We start from the raw sequence: 20,888 nt of genomic DNA on the forward strand, positions 1-20,888 counted from the left end.
ATTTTAAACTCGCCCTTCGGGAAGGTCTGGCAAGCTTCCTAGCTGCATTCTGGGAATTTGAAAGGGAACAGCCATTCCTGCATTCCCACGCTTTGCTAGGAAACTTGCCAGCGCCTTCTGAGTGGGCGATTATCTATGCGGATTGGTATTGTTGGCGATGCATGCGAAAGATTTCGCTAAACAGCTAGACAGTGACTTTACGGAAAATATAGGCTTTCATTAAGGCGTGAGTATAAATGAACGTAAACGTAGATTGCTGGCATCGGCAACGCTTATGCTAATTCCTAAAATATACTTTTGTTGCAAATTTATTAAAGAATAATGCATTAAGTTTCATTTTGGCGGGGTTTACTCATTTTAAAGTGGTTTTTTATGCTGCTTTGTTGTGTTTTGAAAAACCACGTGATACTTATTCAGGTACAAAATAACAACAGGATTGAATATGGATTCGGGATCCGTCGCTAGCCTGCTCTTTGAAGCAGGTTCTCTTATGCTTATAGGAATGGTATTTGTTTTCTCATTCTTAGGGCTTCTTATTGTGGGTATTCATCTCATTGCCCGATTTTGTGAAGCTTTTCCCGGTGAAACAGCAGAGCCTTCAGCTAATTTAAAAGGGCCTTCAGCTAATTTGAGTCGAAACAATCAAGCGGTACAACCAGGAATAGACGGAAACGTTATCGCAGCTATTTCTGCCGCAATTCATACCCATCGCCAAAATTCTAAAAAATAAAGCCTAATCAGGAGTTACCATGTCTAAGCCTCTGGCCCTTACCGAGCTGGTTCTGCGTGATGCCCACCAATCCCTTCTTGCTACGCGCATGCGTATTGAAGATATGCTTCCCATAGCGGAAAAACTAGATAAAGCTGGCTTTTGGTCAGTTGAATCTTGGGGTGGTGCTACATTTGATGCCTGTATTCGTTATTTAGGGGAAGACCCTTGGGAGCGCATCAGAAAGCTAAAAGCAGCCATGCCTAACACGAAACAGCAAATGCTGTTGCGTGGTCAAAACCTATTGGGTTACCGCCATTATGCTGACGATGTTGTCACTCGCTTTGTAGAGCGTGCTCACGAAAGTGGCGTAGATGTATTTAGAATTTTTGATGCCATGAATGACATTAGGAATTTGAAAACCGCAATAAAAGCGACCATAGACAGTGGTGCTCACGCGCAAGGAACAATTTCTTATACGGTAAGTCCTGTGCACAATCTTAAGCTTTGGCTCGAAATGGCGAAACAGCTTGAAGACCTAGGGGTTCATTCTATATGCGTAAAAGATATGGCTGGGCTTTTAAAACCGTACGAGTGCGAGGCATTGATTACCGGATTAAAAGAAACGGTTGATGTACCTATTGCCATGCAGTGCCATGCCACAACAGGGTTGAGTACGGCGACGTATCAAAAAGCTATCGATGCCGGCATTGATATGCTGGACACGGCTATTTCTTCAATGAGCATGACTTATGGTCATAGTGCAACTGAGACCATGGTTTCTATCGTAGAAGGTACAGAGCGCGATACGGGTATTGCACTACCCGAACTAGAAGAAATTGCCAGTTACTTCAGGGAAGTAAGAAAGAAATACAGCAAGTTCGAAGGCAGTCTCAAAGGGGTAGATGCACGTATTCTTTTGGCTCAAGTACCGGGCGGAATGCTAACCAACATGGAAAGTCAGCTTAAAGAGCAGGGCGCTGAAGATAAATTCGAAGAAGTGTTAAAAGAAATTCCACGGGTAAGGGAAGATCTTGGGTTCATTCCTCTTGTTACGCCAACCTCACAAATCGTGGGCACGCAGTCAGTGCTTAACGTACTCACCGGCGAGCGTTACAAAAGCATTACAAAAGAAACCGCAGGCGTTCTTAAAGGTGAATATGGCGCTACCGCAGCACCAGTAAACAAGGATTTGCAGGCGCGTGTGCTTGATGGCGCAGAGCCCGTGACATGCCGGCCTGCTGACAATATTGCACCAGAGCTGGATACACTGAGTAAAGAGCTTGATGAACTGGCTGAGAAAAAGCAACTATCGCTGTCAGACGATAAAATTGATGATGTTTTGACTTATGCCTTATTCCCGCAGATAGGCCTAAAGTTTATCGAAAACCGCGGCAACCCTGATGCGTTTGAACCTGCACCTAGCGCGCAAGAGTCGCAAAGCTCGAGTGCGCCTAAGCCTGCTGAAGCCAAGTCAAGCTCACAGGGGGCTACAACGAGTGAAACTTACGATGTAAATGTAGATGGAAAAGTGTATCGCGTTGAAGTGGCGCCTTCAGGTACGCTGACGAGCGTTACACCTGCTAGTGGCTCTCAGACGCAAGCACAGCCTCAAACTAAGAGTGCTGCGTCATCAGCCTCTACTTCTTCTCAGTCTATTGATGCACCGCTTGCAGGTAACGTCTTCAAAGTCTTGGTGAGAAACGGCGACAGCGTGTCAGAAGGCGATGTGGTGATGATCTTAGAAGCCATGAAAATGGAGACAGAGATCCGCTCCGCATACACCGGTACGGTCACAGACATTACCGTAGGTGAGGGCGATGCCGTAACCAGTGGTCAACCGTTAATCTTATTGGGGTAGTACATGGATAAGTTAATGGTACTTTGGGATAGTACCGCGCTTGCGCACTTTGAAGCCGGCCAGCTTATAATGATGGCAGTGGGTTTCGGCTTGTTGTACTTGGCCATTGTTAAAAAGTTTGAGCCATTGCTTTTACTGCCCATTGGTTTTGGTGCATTGCTTACTAACATCCCTATTGCTGGTTTTTCAGAAGCGGGTGGGTTGCTGCACTACATATACAAAATCGGCATAGATACAGGGGTATTTCCTCTGCTCATCTTTATGGGCGTAGGCGCAATGACTGATTTCAGTGCGCTTATTGCTAACCCCAAAATGTTGTTACTTGGCGCAGCCGCGCAGTTCGGTATTTTTGCTACCTTGTTTGGCGCGATTGCGCTAAACCTTATACCTGGCTTTGAGTTTACGTTAAAAGACGCGAGTGCCATTGCTATCATAGGTGGCGCGGATGGGCCGACGGCTATTTTCCTCGCCTCACGCCTTGCGCCTGATTTGCTTGGTGCGATTGCAGTCGCTGCATACTCTTATATGGCGTTGGTACCTATTATCCAGCCACCTATCATGAAAGCGCTGACCACAAAAGAAGAGCGCGAAATAAAAATGGGTCAACTACGACCTGTGTCAAAGCGAGAGAAGATTATTTTCCCGCTTGCTGTGCTGTTTATGACTATCTTGTTTTTACCGGCCGCAACGCCGCTTGTCGGCATGTTCTGCTTCGGTAACTTAATGAAAGAGTGTGGCGTGGTAGACAGATTGAGCAAAACAGCCCAAAACGAGCTCATCAATACGGTCACCATTTTCCTTGGTTTAGCAGTAGGATCAAAGTTATCAGCTGAAGCATTCCTTACGGTCGAGACTTTAGGTATTTTGGGGCTTGGGGCTATCGCGTTTGGTATAGGCACTGCCGCAGGCGTACTCATGGCCAAGCTAATGAGTAAGCTGTCGGGTGGCAGTATAAATCCACTGATTGGCGCAGCTGGCGTCTCTGCTGTGCCGATGGCAGCCAGAGTGGTGAACAAAGTTGGGCTAGAAGCTAACCCTCATAACTTCTTACTTATGCATGCAATGGGGCCTAACGTGGCTGGCGTGCTAGGTAGTGCGGTTGCCGCAGGTATTCTGTTGGCTCTGGTTGGCTAGAAAGCACGAATGCATTGCTGTACAAGGGGCAATTTATTTGCCCCTTTTTTATTGCATGGCGTTTGTTCAAAAAAGGCTTTCTAGGGTTTTCTTTTTGTGACGAGTAGAGCGTGCCAGTTCGGTACGTAAGTGCGCTTCTCAAAGAAAACAGCACCCAAACGATAAGCTCTTTATTCTCGAATTGTGTTTTGTGGCACCAGAGATTGGTATGCGGTAACGAGTTTCTTAGTGCGCGTATGCTGGGGCCACCTAAAGATAGTTTCGGTCTTGCCTTCTTCTACAATTTCACCGCCTTCCATCACAATAATCCTGTCTGCAATGTGTCGTACAATACCCAAGTTGTGACTAATAAAGATAAACGCCAAGCCAAGTTCTTGCTGAAGCTTCAATATAAGATTCACCGTTTGCGAACGAATGGAAGGGTCTAACGCTGCAAAGGGTTCGTCAGCCACCAACACTTTGGGCTTTAACACAATGGCTCTGGCTAGCGCTACGCGCTGCTGCTGTCCATCAGAAAGCATATGTCGATAAAAGTAATAGTGTTCGCGCAAGAGGCCTACCTTCACCAACATATCTTCTATAATTGGTTTGCGTTCTGCTTCGCTTAGGCCTGTATTCAAACGCAATGGCTCATCCAAAATTTTTCCCACAGGAACCGATGGATTCATCGACTCGGAGCTATGCTGCAAGATCATACGAATGTCATGGGTACGTTTTTGCTGGCTATCTTTAGACTGGTATTTGGCTAAATATTTGTGCGTGTTAATTTCAATTTCACCTGCATCAGCAGGCAGTGCACCTACCAAGAGCTTAGCCAACAAGGATTTGCCTGAGCGATTTTCACCAATAATTGCAATGGTTTCACCGCGCTTTACGCTTAAGTTCACTGGACCAAGTTGAAAAACTTCAGGACGTTTTAGCCAACGTTTCCTCTCGTTATGAATAAACGTGAGATCTTTAACCTGCATGATATCCATTACAGCTTCTCCATATGTAGAGGGAAGTGACAGCTGTAATTGTGATCGTGAATTTTACGCACGGCTGGCGTTTGTACACAGGCGCGCTGTGCACGAGGGCAGCGTGGACCTAACCGGCAACCAATAGGCAAATGCTGTAGTGTGGGAATAGAGCCACCAAGCGTGGGTAGCAGCGATTTCGGTGGCAGATCTTTTCTGAAGCTTGGCGCGCTGTCTAGTAATGCTTTTGTGTAAGGGTGCAGAGGGCGCTTCTTAATGTGCTTCATTCTACCTGATTCTACAGTCTGCCCTGCATACAACACCGTCATAGAGTGAGACATACTTGCAATTGCCAGTAGGTCGTGACTAACAAACAAGATCGAGAGCGAGCGGGTCTGATTCAAACGCGTGAAGAGCTTCAGAATTTGTGTTTTTGTTGTAGGTTCCATTCCCCGAGTTGGGTCATCGGCGATGAGCAATTTAGGCTGTGAAACCAGGGCCATCGCAATCATGAATTTTTGACCTATGTCAGCCGGTATTTGATGAGGAAAAGCGCTTAAATAATGCTTGTGGTACTTTATTCCTACTTTGTGAACGGTGCTTATTGCGATCTTTTTGCGGTGTTGTGCTCGTTGCCAGAACCAGCTCCCTTCAACAAATTCATCGGGAATGCTCTCTTCCAACTGCTCTCCAAGCGTTGCCGATGGGTCTAAACTTGCCTGTGGGTTTTGGAACACGACCGCTATTTCTCGGCGCATTACCTCACGACGCTGCTGCACAGACATACTCAGCAGGTTTTCACCATTCCAACTCATGCGGTCAGCCGTTAAATTCCATTGGCTAGGAAGGGCTCCGCAAATGGCGGACACGATCAAGCTTTTGCCTGAGCCAGATTCTCCTACCAGTGCGCGAATCTCCCCGCTGCTAACTGACAGGTTAACTTTGTCCAACGCTTTAATTGCGCCATCGCTGCTCTGCATTTCCAAGGTGAGGTTTTTAATATCAAGCATTGGCATATTAATGACTCACTCTTTTTCTAAGTGCTGAACGCAAACCGTCACCCACAATATTGATAGATAGCACCATGAAGAATATTGCCATGCCGGGGACGGCAACGTTCCACGGTGCTAGATAAGCAACATCTAGCCCATCAGCTAGAATAACGCCAAGTTCAGGAAGCGGTGACTGTGCGCCTAAATTCAGAAAACCAAGTGCAGATATGTCGATAACGGCAATAGAAAGTGCAAGCGTGCCCTGTACAACCAGCATTTCGGTCATGTTGGGTAGTATAGAATGAACAAAAAGTTGCCATCTACTGGCACCGTCCAATTTAGACGCCACTATATATTCTTTTTTCATTTCGGCGCGCACAAAACTTCTTGTGTGGTGCACAAACTGTGGAATAAGTGCAAGGGTAATTGCCCACATGCTGTTAACCAGACCGGTACCCAATATTGCAACGATAATAATCGCAATAAGTAGCGTGGGAATGGCCATAAGTGCATCGAGTAAGTGGTTGACGATACTTGAGCGAACACCTCGCAGCATGCCAGCAAAGGTCCCAAGGCTAACGCCGACTAACATGGCAAGCACAACAGTAATGAATGCGGAGCCTAGTGTGATGCGACACCCATAAATTATGCGGGTAAATAGGTCTCTACCCAACGCATCAGTACCGAAAATGTGCGATATAGAGCCATTAGCTAACCAGCTAGGCGGTATTAACAGTCCGTCGATATTTTGTTCCACGGCATCATAGGGAGTGATGATTGGTGCGAACAGCGCGCAAACAACAAACAACGCCAGCATAATCAGGCCAAGCATGGCGATGTGGCTCGCTTTAAATGATGCCCAAGTCCGTTGCCACGGCGACGGATGGAATTCTTCGTCGTATAAACTAAACTGTGGCACGTTCGTATTTCTCTCTGCTTGGGTCAATCATTCGGTTAAACAAATCAACGAGAATCGTGAGTGTAATTACTACCGTGGATACTGCCATCATACCAATTCTAAGGGCGGGGTAATCTCGCTGATAAATAGCTTGAATCAGCCAATTACCGATCCCCGGCCAAGAAAACAAGGTTTCGACAATCATCGCGTTCGTTATTAATGTCGTAATTTGTATCGCCATTAGCGGTAAAATGGGCAGTAACGCGTTGCGCAGAATATGACGAAAGAATATCTGCCAACTTGAAAGGCCTCTAGATATTGCTGCAGCGATATAGGGGCGGTGTTTCACGTCTATAACAGAACGTCTTGTTATACGTATCATCGAAGCGGTGGCGATAGCACCAATGGCAAACGTAGGTAATGCTAAGTGCGATAACGCATCCTTGAAGGCTAAGGTCTTGTTTTCTATGTCAGACAATAATATATCAATGAGAATAAAGCCTGACACGGGTTCGATGTTATAAAGCAAACTGATACGACCCGACAGCGGTGCAGCGTCTAGCTGCAAACTGAAAACCAATATAAGCAGGAGCGCAAACCAAAAAACAGGAAAAGAATAGGTTGTTATACTTGCACTATTTATTAGGTGATCCGACGTTGAATAGCTGCGAATCCCCGCATAATAACCAAGCGGTATTCCAATGAATAACGCCATCAACATGGCATAGGTTGCCAGTTCTATTGTGGCTGGCATCGCAATACCTACCTCTTCTCTTAACGGCAGGCCTGACGTAAAGCTGTATCCCCAGTCACCAGTGAGCAAATTGCCTACATAATAGAAAAACTGGAAAATATAGGGCTGATCTAGTTTAAATTGCCGCTCCAATGCCGCGCGTTGAATTTCATTTTGCGGCACGAGTCCTGTTAGGTTTTCAAGTGTATCGCCTGGAAAAAGGTAGGCGAGTGAAAACGACATAATCGCTAACACCAAAAGCGTTAATATAAATAAAGTGCAGTATCTTACGAGGATCTGGATCACAGTGCTTTTTTTACTCCACCAAAGCGTACACCGCCAAAGGGATTAATGGTCATTCCTTCTAGTTCATTCCTGTATGCCTGATAGCGATAGGCATGTGCGATGGGAACAAGAGGAAGGCGTTCGTATAATAATCGGTTAACTTGCCGGTATATGGCTGTGCGTTCTTCAATATCATCTGTCTGAAGAGCGTCGTTGAGTAACTTATCATAGTCTTCACTGCACCACATGGCACGATTTGTACCTGAGGGTATAGCGCCACAGCTCAATAGCGGACGATAGAAGTTATCTGGGTCTCCGTTGTCGGCAGACCAACCAATTAATACCGAGTCGTGCAGGCCTTCCTGAAGATGGCGTCTGAAGGTAGTCCAATCGTAACTGACAATGGTTGCTTCTACGCCTACATCACGCAAATAACGCTGAATGAGCTCGGCCATCTTTGTTGCGTTAGGATTGTAAGAGCGTTCAACAGGCATAGCCCATATCGTCATAGAAAAGCCGGCCTTAACTCCGGCGTCAGCTAATAATTTGCGCGCTAGAACTGGATTGTAGGCGGTATCGTCTGCGTCATTTTGAAACGCCCAGCTTGCCTCAGGCAGCAGGGTCTTAGCTCTAGTAGCACTGTCAAAATACACCGCTTCTAGCAATGTGTTCTTATCGATTGCGGCCGCTAGCGCACGTCTTACATCTGGGTTATCAAAAGGAGGGCGTTGAGTGTTAAACGCCCAAAATCCAATGTTTAGTCCTGGTTTTTCCGCTAGCGTCAGATCTTCTTTTGCCCGAATCACTTCAAGTTCAGTCTGTGCAGGAAAAGCGGTAGCGTCACATTCACCTGTCATTAATTTAGCCAGTCTCAGTGAGCTTCTTGGCGTAATGTCAAATATAAGCTGCTCTACAACAGGGCGCGTTTCGTCACCGTTTTGTGCTGTACCATCTTGAACAGTATCTTCGCCACCTTGGCCATTTTCAACTTCTTGGTTGGCACTCTCTACAGTATTGTTATCGCTTAGGACTTCATCACTCGTAGGCGCATCTTCCATTTGGTCACGCCAATAGTTGTCGTGGCGCAGGAACTTAATGAAATGATCTTTGCGATAGCTATCGAATTTAAAGGGGCCAGTACCTACTGGAAGCTCATCGATTTTGCCCGGCGTGCCGGTCTGTGCCAACTGGTTAGCATACTCTTCTGATAACATAACGGCGAAATCGGTTGCTAGATTTGCCAAAAATGAGCTATCCCTGCGCTTAAGTGTAATTTCAACGCGGTAGCCGTTTACGCGCTCTACCGACGCGATATTTTGTGCAAGGCCTATACTTTCGAAGTAGGGATAGCGCCCGCCAGATACGTAGTGGTATGGATGGGAGCGTAGGCGCCACCTGTCTATACTGAAGATAACATCGTCGGCGTTAAAGTTTCGTGTTGGCGTGAAGTAGCGCGTATTGTGAAACCATACATCCTTTCTCAGTTGAAAAGCGTAAGTAAGACCGTCATCACTCACTAACCAGCTACTCGCCAAGCTCGGCACAATGCGGCCAGACTCAGGGTCGAAATCAAGCAGTCTGTCGTAGAGTTGGTGTGAAGATGCATCTGACGTTGTACTTGATGTATCTAGCTGCGGATTGAAGGTAACTGGATTGCTTTCAGAGCAGTATATAATACCCGTATTGTAAAACGCTTGTTTGTTCTGCTTAGCACAGGATGCAACAAGAAGCGCTGTACATATACATAATGACAAACGCTTTACCAAACCATGGGACATGTTTTACGCCTCGACGCTTTCCGCGGAAGAATCTAGTAAGTTATATTTTTTGAGATAGCCTCGCAGCTGATGATACGTCAGGCTCAATTTTTCAGCAGTCTTCTTCTGATTAAACTGACTGTCAGCAAGTGCCTGTTTTATCATATCTATCTCATGTTGTTGAGAACGTTCTTTCAAATCTATGGGATATTCAACAATTTCTGGCTTTTTCACTGGTGCCAGTGGCGTAATGTCTGCACTTTCAATGCGTTCATTGGTGGCAGCGGCCTCTGAAGGGGACTGAGTAACGGGTGAGTCGGGCGTATTCACTCTGTCATTGGTCTTCACTCTACCTTTCGGGCGATAAGCTGACTCAAAGGGGTCAAGAACGATTTCATGTACGGGCAGATGAGGGTTATTTGTTCGATATACTGCACGTTCGACCACGTTCTTAAGTTCACGTATATTGCCTGGCCAATCATAATCAAGAAGGGTCCGCTTCGCCTTCTCTGTAAAGCCGCTGAATAATTCCATTTCCATTTCACGGGCCATATTAATAGCAAAGTTTTCTGCCAACATCATGATATCTTCCCTACGCTCGCGTAGCGGAGGAATGGTAATTACGTCAAAGGCAAGTCGGTCGAGTAAGTCTGCACGAAATTCACCTGCATCGGCAAGCGCGGGTAAGTCTTCGTTTGTAGCTGCAATAAGGCGTACGTCAGTTTTTACTGACTTGCTTCCGCCAACGCGCTCAAATTCGCCATATTCGACAACGCGCAGTAGCTTCTCCTGAATAAGGCCAGAAGTATTAGCCAGTTCATCAAGAAATAAGGTGCCATTGTGGGCCACTTCAAAGCGACCTTCGCGACGTTTTGAGGCACCGGTGAACGCACCTGCTTCATAACCGAATAATTCACTCTCCAATAGGCTTTCACTTAAGGCAGCACAATTAAGCTTAATATAGTTCTGATCCCAGCGCTTAGATAAGAAGTGAAGTCGCGCGGCAATAAGCTCTTTACCTGTGCCTCGCTCACCTATTACCAGCACAGGTTTATCTAGCGGTGCAATTTGTGAAATTTGCTCTAAAACTTCTAGAAAACTATTCGCTTGGCCAAGTAAATTGTCTTGCTGTCGATACCTACTCATTAAATCCCTCAAAAGTTAGTCATTTCGACCAATTAATAGTGTAGAACAAAACATATTGAGAAACGAGTATTATTTGAACTTATAAAAAGTGTATGAAAAATAGCAAGTTAGCACAGTTATAAAGTTGGCAAGCATATTGAATACAGCTAATACCAAGAGTAACCTATTTATCAAGTGTGGTGTTTTTTAAACACTTACCATTTTTAGCAAGAGGTAATTATTATGGGTATCTTCTCGCGTTTTACAGATATTGTGAATTCGAATATTAATGCGCTTTTAGATAAAGCGGAAGATCCTGAGAAAATGGTTAGATTAATCATTCAGGAAATGGAAGACACATTGGTTGAGGTGCGCTCAGCATCAGCAAAGACCTTAGCCAACAAAAAAGAAATTGTTAATCAAATTGCAAAGTATGAAAGCGATGCAAGCGACTGGGAAGCCAAAGCTGAGCTTGCTTTGAGCAAAGACAGAGAAGATTTGGCGCGTGCTGCGCTGCAGGAAAAGAAGAAGTCTGCAGAAGCTGCTGAAGCGTTAAGTAAAGAGCTGGCTATTGTTGATGAGCAAATCAGCAAACTTCAGGATGAAATTGGTCAGCTTCAAGAAAAGCTAGCGGATGCGAAGAGTCGCCAAAAAGCGATTATTATGCGCCAGAAAACTGCAAGCTCTCGTCTTGAAGTGAAAAAGACGCTGGATAGCACTAAAGTAGATAATGCGATGGGACGCTTTGAGCAATATGAGCGTAAGATCGATGACCTTGAGTCGCAGGTTGAAGCTTACGATCTAGGTAAGAAAACGTTACAGGATGAGTTTGCTGAACTAGAGGCCAGTGACAAAGTTGAAGACGAACTTGCTGCGCTTAAAGCGAAAGTAAAAGGTGCAAACACAAGCACCGAAAAATCAGAATAATAAGAATAGGGTGTACCCTCCGGATGTGAAATCGGAAGGAGGGTAATTACATCAGAGTTTGTAGGAGAGATTGAGATGGATGAAGGTACGATTGCAATGTTGGTGATGCCCCTTGTGGTGTTTTCAATATTCGTTGCTCCAATTTGGCTAATATTACACTATCGAAGCAAGAAGCAAGTGAATCAGGGATTGAGTGCAGAAGAGCACGCATCTTTGCAAGACTTAGCCGAGAAAGCCGAGAAAATGAGCGAACGCATTGAAACTCTAGAGGCCATTTTAGACAGCGAGGCACCTGAGTGGAGGAATAGAGCATGAGAAACGGTAAGCAGCTCTATCGCAACCCAGAAAATGCAAGAATTGCAGGCGTGTGCTCGGGTGTAGCTGAATATTTCGGCTTAGAAACTTGGTTAGTAAGGATTTTAGTTGTAACAGGTTTCTTCTTGTTAGCCGGACCTTTCATCTTTGTTGCATACATTGCAGCTTGGTTCATCCTCGATAAAAAACCTGTTGGGTTAAAAAATGCACCAACGCAACCTGTTTTCTCAAAAGGTAAGGGATGGACAAATCCCAACGGTGGTCAGGTAAAAAGCCCAAAAGTGGAAGTGAAAACGAAAGTTTGGCAGGCGGGCGAGCCACCAAAACAAGCGTTTCACGATATTCGCAATCGTTTTGAAAAAGCAGAAGTTCGACTTCGTAAAATGGAAACTTATGTAACGTCTCGCGAATATCAACTCAATAAAGAAATTAGCCGTCTTTAATTAGCGATGGCGCACCAAGCAAACTTGAATGAAGCCGCTCGTAATGAGCGGCTTTTTGTTATATAAAACAATGCGTTCACTTGGTTTTGTAAAATTCCTGTTACAGCAAAATCGAGTCGCTCGTAAGGGCTTATACTTTTCGACGTCGCGAATTTCATTAGACTGATAAACAAGTTTTTCAACTCTTATTGGTTACAGAAGTTATGCCAAAATCAACGCAATACCAGTCGAGACAATCTGACGAGAATGGCATTATCCATTGGTCAGACGAAGAGAACCAAATTTGGTCTGAACTCTATGCGAGACAAATTCCGCTGGTGAAAGAAAGAGCGTGCCAAGAATACTTGGACGGGCTTGATTTGTTGAAGTTAAATGAAAAGGAAATCCCTCAGCTACCCGACATCAACAAAGTACTGATGGAGAAAACGGGTTGGCAAACAGCTGAAGTGCCTGCGTTAATTAATTTTGGCGAATTTTTCAGATTACTGGCGAATAAGCAATTTCCTGTTGCCACCTTTATTCGCACCAGAGAAGAATTCGATTATTTGCAGGAGCCGGATATTTTCCATGAAGTTTTCGGTCATTGTCCGCTACTAACGAATCCTGCATTTGCTCATTTTACTCACACTTACGGAAAGTTGGGCCTTGCTGCCAGCAAAGAAGACCGAGTTTATCTTGCTCGTCTTTATTGGTTCACCGTAGAGTTTGGATTGGTGAGAGCCAAAGATGAATTGAAGATATACGGTGGAGGCATCTTATCTTCTCCTGGCGAGACAATATATGCGTTAGACAGCGACACACCTCTGCGTAACCCGCTCACTGCTATTGATGCATTAAGAACACCTTATCGTATCGATATTATGCAGCCTCTTTATTATATCTTACCGGAATTCGACCATCTGTTTGAATTAGCGGAAATGGATATTATGGCACTCGTAGAAGAAGCTAAGTCTTTAGGGCTATTTTCTCCACTTTTCCCACCTAAAGAGAAAAAAGCCAGTTAACACTATTGTTAATTAAATGTGTTTTATATAGGATGCCGCTCACTGAAGCGGCATCTTTTTTATTTGGTATGCACGGCCTTTTAATCATGCTCTCTGCGTGTTCTTAAATGTGTGATTCATCGCAAATTTAACCATCTGTAACATTTATCTTGTTATCTTTTTGTAAAAGTATGATATTCTGTACATATATGTTTACAAAATAGCTATAACACCCTATGCGTCTAGAAATAAGCTGTCAGGACCGTCTTGGTATCACTCAAGATGTTTTAGATATTCTCGTTACTAAAGAAATAGATTTACGCGGTATTGAAATTGACCCTGCGGGGAAAATTTTCCTTAATTTTCCCAATATCGAATTTGCAGATTTTCAACACCTCATGCCTCAAATTCGCCGCATCGATGGTATCGACGATGTGAAGACGACGCTTTTCATGCCAGGAGAGCGTGAAAAAAATCAGCTTTCCGCTATTTTAAGAACGTTGCCCGACCCTGTGTTTTCTATAGATGCCAAAGGCAATATCTTGCTATGCAATGAAGCGGTATGCGCGGGGCTAGAAATTCCGAGTAGCGAAATAGAAGGCATTGAAATTGGCGAAGTTGTGAAAGGCTTTAACTTTACTAAATGGATGGACGGTAAATCGCCTGGCCCTCAGTCTTCGAAAGTGAAGTTTATTCAACAGGATTACCTAGCCGATATGCTGCCTATTACCGTACCTGACGGCGAACAGAATATGATCATGGCAGGTGCTGTGGTGATATTAAAATCAGAGATGCGACTAGGACAGCAATTTACCGCGTTCCACCAGTCTCCCACTGATAGCTTTGACCGCTTTGTCACTCAGTCTCCGTTTATGAAGCGAGTCGTTCATGAAGCCAAGCGAATAGCTGATTTGGATGCACCTATTTTAATTTTTGGTGAAACAGGTACAGGCAAGGAAATGATTGCCAGAGCATGTCACCAATCTAGCCGTCGCAGTGAAGGTGCATTTTTAGCTTTAAACTGCGCGTCTTTACCTGACAGCGTGGCAGAAACCGAATTATTCGGTTACGCAGCGGGGGCATTCAATCAGCCTAATGCAAAAGTGGGGCTATTAGAGCAAGCAAAAGGCGGTACGCTTCTTCTCGATGAAATCGCTGATATGTCTTCTCAGCTTCAAGCTAAACTGCTCCGCGTTCTAGAAGATGGTGAATTTAGAAGAGTAGGAGATTCTGAGCCCGTTAAGGTAGATGTTCGATTTATTTGCACTACCTGCCGTGATTTAGGACAACTTGTAGAAGAAGGGAGATTCAGAAAAGAACTCTACTATCGCTTAAATGTACTAAGTCTAGTTATGCCATCATTAAAAGACCGAAGACAAGATATCGTGCCTCTTGCCGAGTCGTTTATTGTCCAACACAGCACAAAGCTAGGCCGTCGTCCTGCGAAGCTGAGCAAATCATGCGTTGATTTTCTACAGCAGTATCCATGGCCCGGTAACGTAAGACAGTTGCAAAATGCATTATATCGCGCGTTGTCACTGCTTGATGGCAAGGAAATAACGAAGGAAGATATTCAACTTCCAAGTTGTGCGCCAAGCGTCACTTATATTGACGAAAACTTTGACGGCACATTAGACGAAGAAGTGAAAAAGTTTGAAAAGGACTTGCTCAAGCGGTTATATCCTTCTTACCCAAGTACCCGTCAATTGGCTAAAAAACTGGGATTAAGTCATACGGCAATTGCAAATAAGTTACGTGAGTACGGCATTAACAAGGCAACGGTTAAGCTTTAATTAGATGGGAGCATTGACCTTTGCCATAGGGTGAAGGTCAATGTGACCAAGTATATTTGACGTCGTTTAGCAAAGTAAAAATGGCAAATGGTCAACGCCAATTTTTATATCGTTAATGCGTTTTTGTACCTCATAGCAATATCAATTCATCTGTTACGATAAATTTACATCGCCCACGGAGCAAGCGGGCAGCGCTATACCTGCTTAACAGAGGCTTACTAGCGTACATCCTTTCTTACAGCCAAATAAAACTTCGTCAACAGATCACTTCTCAACGCACACCAACTAGTGGCATAACTATAATCATGGAATTGTGTGTGATGCTGCCGCGTAAAAAGATATAGGTCTTTTATTCAGAACGTATTAATAAAAGACAAGAGCGCCAAGCTGATGAATAATTTTTCGAGGAAAGAACAATGAAACTAGCAACCTATAAGAATGAAACCCGAGATGGCTGCCTAATGGTAGTGTCGAAGGACCTTTCTCGAGCATGCAGTGCACAGGACATTGCGAAAACGATGCAAGACGCACTGGATAATTGGAAAGAGATTGCCCCTCAGCTACAGATGAAATACCAAGCGCTAAATGACAATGCGTGTGACAGCGTGCCGTTTGACGCATCTCGCTGTGAGTCGCCTCTGCCTAGAGCTTACCAATGGGCTGATGGAAGTGCTTACGTGAACCATGTGGAATTGGTGCGAAAGGCGCGTAATGCAGAAATGCCGGAAAGCTTTTGGACTGACCCATTGATGTATCAAGGTGGTTCCGATGACTTTATTGGACCCGAGGATGACATCATACTTCCAAGTGATGATTGGGGAATTGATTTTGAAGGTGAAGTCGCTGTTGTTACCGATGACGTTCCTATGGCGTGTACGCCTGAACAAGCTTCAGAGCGCATTCGACTTATTATGTTAGTTAACGACGTGTCACTTAGAGGGTTAATCCCAGGCGAACTGGCGAAGGGGTTTGGCTTCTTTCAATCAAAACCTGCGTCTAGCTTTTCTCCGGTTGCTGTAACACCAGATGAATTAGGTGATGCGTGGAAAGATAGCAAAGTGCACTTGCCTTTGCGTTCAACCTACAATGGTGAACTATTCGGTAAGCCTGAAGCGGGTCAGGACATGACGTTTGATTTTGGTCAGCTAGTCGCGCATGCCGCCAAGAGCAGAAACCTAGGTGCAGGTGCTATCATCGGCTCGGGTACAGTGTCTAATAAACAGGGTACAGATCATGGCTCTGCCATCGCTGAAGGCGGTGTGGGTTATTCATGTATTGCAGAAGTGCGCATGATTGAGACTATTCGAGACGGCAAACCTTCTACTCCTTTCATGCAGTTTGGCGATCGTATACGCATAGAAATGCTAGATAAAGAAGGTCACTCTGTTTTTGGCGCCATTGAACAGCAAGTTAAACCGCTTAGCTAAAACTTTAAAATGAAAAGTAGTGTGGGCTAATAACGCGGTTTACTCAGTAGGCACGTTGTTGTTTTCCCCACTATAATTATAAGAGGGTGAAGAGCGTTTAGATTCATCAAAGCCCTGCACTCCTACCAAAAACGTTTAATAGGTGTGGTAGTACCATGAGTATAAAACTTTACGGCTATTGGCGTTCGACCGCCTCTTACCGCGTGCGGATTGCGCTGAATTTGAAAGGGGTTGAGTACGAGTATGTACCTGTACATCTTGTAAACAACGGTGGCGAGCAGCATAGTAGCGAATATACGCGTCTCAATCCCGCGCACCTTGTCCCTACTTTGGTTGACGAAGACGAAGATATTATTCTGAATCAATCGTTATCAATCATCGAATATCTTGATGAACGGTATGAAGGCGAACACCAGCTGGTTCCTGAACATCGAACAGAGAGAGCCAGAGTCAGAGCGCTAGCACAAGATATCGCGTGTGATATTCAGCCTTTGGGTAATCTACGTGTACTGAATGCGCTAAAAGGGAATTTTGAGGCGTCACAAGATGATGTGGCGAAGTGGGCATCCCACTGGATAACGCTGGGGTTCGACGGCATTGAAAAGCGTCTTCAGACCCAAGCTGGAAAGTTCTGCTTTGATTTCGATGTTACGCTGGCTGATATTTGCTTAGTACCCCAAGTGTATAATGCGCAACGTTTTAACGTCGATATGAGTCGCTACCCTTTAATTAGTAAGATAGCGAAGAACTGTAACGAGTTAGATGCTTTTGAGCGGGCTAAGCCCGAAAATCAAATAGACGCCACTTAGCTGACGGGGCAGAGTAGAAATGTACTCTGACCCATTTTTTTAAGTTATTGGCGTTTAATCGGTAGCTCGGTGGTGTTTTTCACCTGCTTTAAGGCGAAGGTTGAGCTTAAGTGATCGACGAGAGGCAGGTGAGTTAATTTCGTTTTAAGTAAGAATTCGTACTCTTCAATACTTTCCACTATCACTTTTAGTAAATAGTCTTTTTCACCGCTGGTGGTATGACACTCTACGATTTCATCGATGTTTTGTACGGCATTTTCAAAATCGGTTAGCGAGTCACCGTCATGGTTTTTCAACGTGACATAGATAAAGACAGACACACCTAAATTCAGTTTTTTGCTGTTTAGTAATGTGACTTTACCAAGAATGATGCCGTCGGCTTCCATTCGTTTGACACGTCTCCAGCACGGAGTATGCGACAATCCTACACGCTGGCTTAAATCTGCCATCGACACCGTGGCGTCTTGCTGAAGTACGCGCAAAATCTCACGGTCAAATTTATCCAATTTCATTAACACTGTTTCCGTCGTTTTTATGATGTTTATTATATATCAAAAAAAATTCTAGGATAGCTGTCCTAGAAAAATTGTAATCAATTCTATTGCGTTTCAGTTTGTAAATTTCATTAACAAACTTTGCAAGGCCTGTCCTCAAAACAATCGGATACACTTGGCAAAATGTTGCTGATCTTTGCGAGGCCGATAAGTGTACCGCAAATCATCTTCAGACTCTCACATCATCCCAAATGAGCGGCGTTTCGTTTTCGTGACAGCTAGACCTTGGGTAGGCTTTAATTCATCACAGTATTAACAGGAGAAATATGTCAGTTTTTGATCACCCAGAGTTCAATAATCACGAACACGTTGCGTTTTATCATGACGAGAAGGCGGGCTTGAGCGCCATTATTGCTGTACACAATACCAATCTGGGGCCAGCACTTGGCGGTTGTCGCATGTGGCCCTACGTAAATAGTGGTGAGGCATTGACCGATGTGTTGAGACTGTCAAAGGGGATGACGTATAAAGCAGCCATGGCTAACTTGGAGCTTGGCGGCGGTAAATCTGTGATCATCGGCGACCCTCGCAAGGCTAAATCGCCAGAAATGATGAAGGCAATGGGCAAGTTTGTTGAATCATTGGGCGGCAAATATTTCACTGCTGAAGACTCTGGTATTTCAGTAACGGACTTGCAAACCATGGCAACCGAGTCGGATTACATCGCTGGTGTTAATGCTAAATACCACTATGCGGGCGAAGTACCTGACGGAAACCCGGCTCCGTCTACAGCATACGGTGTGTTTGTGGGATTGAAGGCGACGGTAGAGTACGGCTTGAAGCGCAGCCTTGATGGCGTCAGTGTTGCTATACAAGGTATGGGGCACGTTGGCTACCGTCTTGCAAAGCATTTGCATGAGCACGGTGCCAAGCTTTATGTTGCGGATATCTATCCCGAGGGTGTTGAAAAAGCAGTATCTGAATTTGGTGCGACAGCTGTAGCGCCGGAAGAAATACTGAGCTTAGATGTGGATGTGTTAGCGCCATGTGCGTTGGGTGCAGCCATTAACGATCTGTCATTGCCTGAAATCAAAGCCAAAGTAATTGCAGGCGCTGCAAATAACCAGCTTGCACGTGAAGATATTGGTGAATTGCTTCAACAGCGCGGCATTCTGTATGCGCCAGATTACGTGATCAACGCGGGTGGCGTTATCGACATCTTCCATCAGCGTATGGAATCGAGTTCTAATGAAGCGCTTCGCGCACATATTGAGCAAATCGGCGAAACGCTAAAAGAAATTTATACCCGTGCAGAGCAAGAAGGGGCGGCGACAAACCGTGTTGCCAACCTTATTGCCGAAGAGAGATTTTCTTTAAAGGGTTGAAAACTCTCAACCAAATAGTCATAATGCGCCCCGCACTCAGGCAGGGGCGAATGACTTTGCTTTGAATGCGATTTTCTATGGTGGGCTTTTGGTCCTCCCGCAATGATACTCTGTGAACCCGGTCAGGCCTGGAAGGGAGCAGCCGCAGCAGACGACTCATGTGCCGGGATGTGGCTGGAGGCCCGCCACCCAAATTCCTTATTCGTCTTCTTTTTTAGTCTTTTCTATTTCATCTAAGTACTTGAGTGCTTTACTAATAGCATGCTCAACATTCATTTCCATTTGATTTCGTTCGCTCTGAGGCAGGTAAAACGCCATGTCTACTTCGTAGCGGATATAACGTGGTGGAACCTGATTTAAGGCAAGACAGCATAAGTCTGCTAAGTAATCAGGACTTTTCGTGGTATCGAGCCCCAGCTTACTGATTCTTTCTAAAACCAGGTGTTCATAATAGTTATGGATGTCGTCATCTAGTTTCACCTTGGTTCCCCTTATAATTTTTGGAAGCATCTTGCTTTAGCGGTTTGAATAGTATGCGAGCAATAAATTACACAAGAAGCATCTAGCTTAAAAGCATCTTTAGCTTATACAAACCCTTCAAGCTTGAAATGGATACATTCGTTTACGCCCATCGCGTAACGACGTTACCCTAAGCTATGTAACCTTATAATATATAGCTTGTATTCTGGGTATGTCGAGGTGACGGTGATAGAATTACCCGGTCAAAACCAGTATTAAGGCAGCACTAAAATGAAAAAGAATATAGAGCCTTGCTATTACGGCGATTACTTACATTTAGACAAAGTATTGGGCGCACAAGAATTGCAGAGTGAAAAATACGGTGATGCTGCGCACGAAGAGATGCTATTTATCATCGTACATCAAGTCTACGAACTCTGGTTTAAACAGGTTCTTCACGAACTTAATGCCGTTATTGATACCTTTAATCAAGAAACGGTAAAAGATCAGCAGCTAACTCTCGTTGTACATAGGCTCCAGCGAGTCATACAAATACAAAAATTAATGAATGACCAAATTGCTATTATGGAAACCATGACGCCACAGCAGTTTTTGTCATTTCGAGATTACCTTGTACCTGCGTCTGGTTTCCAAAGTATTCAGTTTAAACGTTTAGAAATTTCTCTTGGTTTAAAACGCGATTTTAGAATCGATTTTGATAAGCAAAGCTTTTATAACCGACTGAACGATAAAGATAGAGCGCTACTAGAGAGTCTCGAGAGCAAACCGAGTTTGTTTGAGCTGGTCGATAATTGGCTAGCTAGAATGCCGCTATTAAAAACAGAGGGGTTCGATTTTTGGCAATACTATAAAAATGCAGCTGACGAGATGTTGAAAGATGACCATCACACCGTTTCTACCAGTGATATGTTGTCGGAGACTGAAAAACGCCAGGAACTTAAAGACCTTCAAGCCACTAAGGAAAACTTCGACGCCCTGTTTGATGAAGCAAAATTCGAAAAGCTTCGAGGTGAAGATAAGTTCCGGCTAAATCATAAGGCGCTATTATCTGCGCTATTTATAAAACAGTATTCAGAAGAGCCTATCTTTAATCTTCCGTTTCAACTGATTACAGCATTAACTGAAATAGACGAACAACTCACTATCTGGCGCTACCGTCATGCAATGATGGTTCAGCGTATGCTGGGTACTAAGATTGGGACCGGAGGGTCTTCTGGGCACCATTATCTGAAGAAAACTACTGAATCTAATCGTATCTATTTAGACTTTTTTAATATGGCAACATTTTTATTGCCTAAAAGTGCGTTGCCTGAGTTACCCGAATCTGTGAGAAAGCAGTTAGGTTTTTATCTACAGTAAATATTAATATGCGAAAAAGTTTA

The 20,888-nt window shown here is 44.5% G+C and carries 21 protein-coding genes and 1 other RNA gene; 14 read left to right on the forward strand and 8 right to left on the reverse strand.

Going from position 1 to position 20,888, the window contains the following annotated elements; translation table 11 throughout:
• The 4 genes from MHN02_RS08130 to MHN02_RS08145 form a co-directional block, all read left to right on the forward strand.
• The coding region (locus MHN02_RS08130; protein ID WP_239245452.1) for a hypothetical protein at nt 1–188 on the forward strand (188 nt) is incomplete at its 5' end.
• Between the two features lie 254 nt (nt 189–442).
• A complete protein-coding gene (locus tag MHN02_RS08135; protein ID WP_061485071.1) occupies nt 443–730 on the forward strand; it encodes an OadG family transporter subunit in 288 nt (95 codons plus the stop codon).
• A 19-nt stretch (nt 731–749) separates the two neighbouring features.
• Nucleotides 750–2,570: a sodium-extruding oxaloacetate decarboxylase subunit alpha gene (gene oadA / locus MHN02_RS08140; protein ID WP_039226399.1), complete on the forward strand. Its 1,821-nt coding sequence runs from the start codon at nt 750–752 to the stop codon at nt 2,568–2,570.
• A 3-nt stretch (nt 2,571–2,573) separates the two neighbouring features.
• Complete coding sequence (locus MHN02_RS08145; protein WP_014948675.1) at nt 2,574–3,704, forward strand: sodium ion-translocating decarboxylase subunit beta; 1,131 nt, start codon at nt 2,574–2,576, stop codon at nt 3,702–3,704.
• 170 nt (nt 3,705–3,874) lie between these two features.
• Here the strand turns inward: MHN02_RS08145 and MHN02_RS08150 are convergent, their stop codons facing one another.
• Genes MHN02_RS08150 through pspF form a run of 6 tightly spaced genes read right to left on the reverse strand, consistent with a single transcriptional unit; the run spans nt 3,875 to nt 10,471 of the window.
• Nucleotides 3,875–4,681 carry an ATP-binding cassette domain-containing protein gene (locus MHN02_RS08150; protein ID WP_014948676.1) on the reverse strand — a complete coding sequence of 269 codons (807 nt, stop codon included), beginning with the start codon at nt 4,679–4,681 and terminating at the stop codon, nt 3,875–3,877.
• Nucleotides 4,681–5,676, reverse strand: coding sequence for an oligopeptide/dipeptide ABC transporter ATP-binding protein (locus MHN02_RS08155; protein ID WP_014948677.1), 996 nt, complete (start codon nt 5,674–5,676; stop codon nt 4,681–4,683). Before MHN02_RS08155 ends, MHN02_RS08150 begins: the two co-directional genes overlap by 1 nt.
• A 1-nt stretch (nt 5,677) precedes the next feature.
• Complete coding sequence (locus MHN02_RS08160) at nt 5,678–6,571, reverse strand: ABC transporter permease subunit (protein ID WP_014948678.1); 894 nt, start codon at nt 6,569–6,571, stop codon at nt 5,678–5,680.
• Nucleotides 6,558–7,526 carry an ABC transporter permease gene (locus MHN02_RS08165; RefSeq protein ID WP_014948679.1) on the reverse strand — a complete coding sequence of 323 codons (969 nt, stop codon included), beginning with the start codon at nt 7,524–7,526 and terminating at the stop codon, nt 6,558–6,560. Before MHN02_RS08165 ends, MHN02_RS08160 begins: the two co-directional genes overlap by 14 nt.
• A gap of 59 nt (nt 7,527–7,585) precedes the next feature.
• Nucleotides 7,586–9,346 (reverse strand): ABC transporter substrate-binding protein, encoded by a 1,761-nt coding sequence (locus MHN02_RS08170; RefSeq protein ID WP_239245455.1) that lies wholly within the window; start codon nt 9,344–9,346, stop codon nt 7,586–7,588.
• A 3-nt stretch (nt 9,347–9,349) separates the two neighbouring features.
• Nucleotides 9,350–10,471: a phage shock protein operon transcriptional activator gene (gene pspF / locus MHN02_RS08175; protein WP_239245458.1), complete on the reverse strand. Its 1,122-nt coding sequence runs from the start codon at nt 10,469–10,471 to the stop codon at nt 9,350–9,352.
• Nucleotides 10,472–10,693: 222 nt separating this feature from the next.
• Between pspF and pspA the strand changes: the two genes are divergently transcribed.
• From pspA to maiA, 7 genes are all read left to right on the forward strand, one after another.
• Nucleotides 10,694–11,377, forward strand: a complete 684-nt coding sequence (gene pspA / locus MHN02_RS08180) for a phage shock protein PspA (protein ID WP_014948682.1) — start codon at nt 10,694–10,696, stop codon at nt 11,375–11,377.
• A gap of 75 nt (nt 11,378–11,452) precedes the next feature.
• Nucleotides 11,453–11,692 (forward strand): envelope stress response membrane protein PspB, encoded by a 240-nt coding sequence (pspB, locus tag MHN02_RS08185; protein ID WP_014948683.1) that lies wholly within the window; start codon nt 11,453–11,455, stop codon nt 11,690–11,692.
• A complete protein-coding gene (gene pspC, locus MHN02_RS08190) occupies nt 11,689–12,135 on the forward strand; it encodes an envelope stress response membrane protein PspC (protein WP_014948684.1) in 447 nt (148 codons plus the stop codon). The genes pspB and pspC overlap by 4 nt, the downstream gene beginning before the upstream one ends.
• A gap of 203 nt (nt 12,136–12,338) precedes the next feature.
• Entirely contained in the window at nt 12,339–13,139 is an 801-nt protein-coding gene (gene phhA, locus MHN02_RS08195) for a phenylalanine 4-monooxygenase (protein ID WP_014948685.1), read from the forward strand.
• Between the two features lie 215 nt (nt 13,140–13,354).
• Entirely contained in the window at nt 13,355–14,911 is a 1,557-nt protein-coding gene (tyrR, locus tag MHN02_RS08200) for a transcriptional regulator TyrR (RefSeq protein WP_014948686.1), read from the forward strand.
• A 416-nt stretch (nt 14,912–15,327) separates the two neighbouring features.
• Nucleotides 15,328–16,338: a fumarylacetoacetate hydrolase family protein gene (locus MHN02_RS08205; RefSeq protein ID WP_014948687.1), complete on the forward strand. Its 1,011-nt coding sequence runs from the start codon at nt 15,328–15,330 to the stop codon at nt 16,336–16,338.
• A gap of 155 nt (nt 16,339–16,493) precedes the next feature.
• Nucleotides 16,494–17,147 carry a maleylacetoacetate isomerase gene (maiA, locus tag MHN02_RS08210; protein WP_014975930.1) on the forward strand — a complete coding sequence of 218 codons (654 nt, stop codon included), beginning with the start codon at nt 16,494–16,496 and terminating at the stop codon, nt 17,145–17,147.
• Nucleotides 17,148–17,191: 44 nt separating this feature from the next.
• Here maiA and MHN02_RS08215 read toward each other — a convergent pair whose 3' ends face one another.
• On the reverse strand, nt 17,192–17,659 hold the full coding sequence (locus tag MHN02_RS08215) for an Lrp/AsnC family transcriptional regulator (protein ID WP_014948689.1): 468 nt from the start codon (nt 17,657–17,659) through the stop codon (nt 17,192–17,194).
• A gap of 308 nt (nt 17,660–17,967) precedes the next feature.
• On the opposite strand from MHN02_RS08215, the gene MHN02_RS08220 reads away from it, so the two are divergent.
• Nucleotides 17,968–19,026 (forward strand): Glu/Leu/Phe/Val dehydrogenase dimerization domain-containing protein, encoded by a 1,059-nt coding sequence (locus MHN02_RS08220; protein WP_014948690.1) that lies wholly within the window; start codon nt 17,968–17,970, stop codon nt 19,024–19,026.
• An 86-nt stretch (nt 19,027–19,112) separates the two neighbouring features.
• An RNA gene (ffs, locus tag MHN02_RS08225) (signal recognition particle sRNA small type) lies at nt 19,113–19,209 on the forward strand.
• 15 nt (nt 19,210–19,224) lie between these two features.
• On the opposite strand, the gene MHN02_RS08230 is transcribed toward ffs, so the two are convergent.
• The gene (locus MHN02_RS08230; RefSeq protein WP_014948691.1) at nt 19,225–19,506 is read right to left on the reverse strand and encodes a late competence development ComFB family protein; all 282 of its coding nucleotides are present in this window, start codon (nt 19,504–19,506) and stop codon (nt 19,225–19,227) included.
• Nucleotides 19,507–19,776: 270 nt separating this feature from the next.
• Between MHN02_RS08230 and MHN02_RS08235 the strand changes: the two genes are divergently transcribed.
• Nucleotides 19,777–20,865: a tryptophan 2,3-dioxygenase family protein gene (locus MHN02_RS08235; RefSeq protein ID WP_239245461.1), complete on the forward strand. Its 1,089-nt coding sequence runs from the start codon at nt 19,777–19,779 to the stop codon at nt 20,863–20,865.
• Nucleotides 20,866–20,888 lie beyond the last annotated feature (23 nt).

Origin of the sequence: Alteromonas sp. CNT1-28 (genome assembly GCF_022348345.1) — a bacterium.
GTDB classification, from domain to species: Bacteria; Pseudomonadota; Gammaproteobacteria; order Enterobacterales; family Alteromonadaceae; genus Alteromonas; species Alteromonas macleodii.

What these genes read in the sequence shown, in the direction of transcription:
- MHN02_RS08135 (WP_061485071.1), top strand. Translation starts at nt 443, where the DNA reads ATGGATTCGGGATCCGTCGCTAGCCTGCTCTTTGAAGCAGGTTCTCTT.
- oadA (WP_039226399.1), top strand. Translation starts at nt 750, where the DNA reads ATGTCTAAGCCTCTGGCCCTTACCGAGCTGGTTCTGCGTGATGCCCAC.
- MHN02_RS08145 (WP_014948675.1), top strand. Translation starts at nt 2,574, where the DNA reads ATGGATAAGTTAATGGTACTTTGGGATAGTACCGCGCTTGCGCACTTT.
- MHN02_RS08150 (WP_014948676.1), bottom strand. Translation starts at nt 4,681, where the DNA reads ATGGATATCATGCAGGTTAAAGATCTCACGTTTATTCATAACGAGAGG.
- MHN02_RS08155 (WP_014948677.1), bottom strand. Translation starts at nt 5,676, where the DNA reads ATGCCAATGCTTGATATTAAAAACCTCACCTTGGAAATGCAGAGCAGC.
- MHN02_RS08165 (WP_014948679.1), bottom strand. Translation starts at nt 7,526, where the DNA reads ATGTCGTTTTCACTCGCCTACCTTTTTCCAGGCGATACACTTGAAAAC.
- MHN02_RS08170 (WP_239245455.1), bottom strand. Translation starts at nt 9,346, where the DNA reads ATGTCCCATGGTTTGGTAAAGCGTTTGTCATTATGTATATGTACAGCG.
- pspF (WP_239245458.1), bottom strand. Translation starts at nt 10,471, where the DNA reads ATGAGTAGGTATCGACAGCAAGACAATTTACTTGGCCAAGCGAATAGT.
- pspA (WP_014948682.1), top strand. Translation starts at nt 10,694, where the DNA reads ATGGGTATCTTCTCGCGTTTTACAGATATTGTGAATTCGAATATTAAT.
- pspB (WP_014948683.1), top strand. Translation starts at nt 11,453, where the DNA reads ATGGATGAAGGTACGATTGCAATGTTGGTGATGCCCCTTGTGGTGTTT.
- pspC (WP_014948684.1), top strand. Translation starts at nt 11,689, where the DNA reads ATGAGAAACGGTAAGCAGCTCTATCGCAACCCAGAAAATGCAAGAATT.
- phhA (WP_014948685.1), top strand. Translation starts at nt 12,339, where the DNA reads ATGCCAAAATCAACGCAATACCAGTCGAGACAATCTGACGAGAATGGC.
- tyrR (WP_014948686.1), top strand. Translation starts at nt 13,355, where the DNA reads ATGCGTCTAGAAATAAGCTGTCAGGACCGTCTTGGTATCACTCAAGAT.
- MHN02_RS08205 (WP_014948687.1), top strand. Translation starts at nt 15,328, where the DNA reads ATGAAACTAGCAACCTATAAGAATGAAACCCGAGATGGCTGCCTAATG.
- maiA (WP_014975930.1), top strand. Translation starts at nt 16,494, where the DNA reads ATGAGTATAAAACTTTACGGCTATTGGCGTTCGACCGCCTCTTACCGC.
- MHN02_RS08215 (WP_014948689.1), bottom strand. Translation starts at nt 17,659, where the DNA reads ATGAAATTGGATAAATTTGACCGTGAGATTTTGCGCGTACTTCAGCAA.
- MHN02_RS08220 (WP_014948690.1), top strand. Translation starts at nt 17,968, where the DNA reads ATGTCAGTTTTTGATCACCCAGAGTTCAATAATCACGAACACGTTGCG.
- MHN02_RS08235 (WP_239245461.1), top strand. Translation starts at nt 19,777, where the DNA reads ATGAAAAAGAATATAGAGCCTTGCTATTACGGCGATTACTTACATTTA.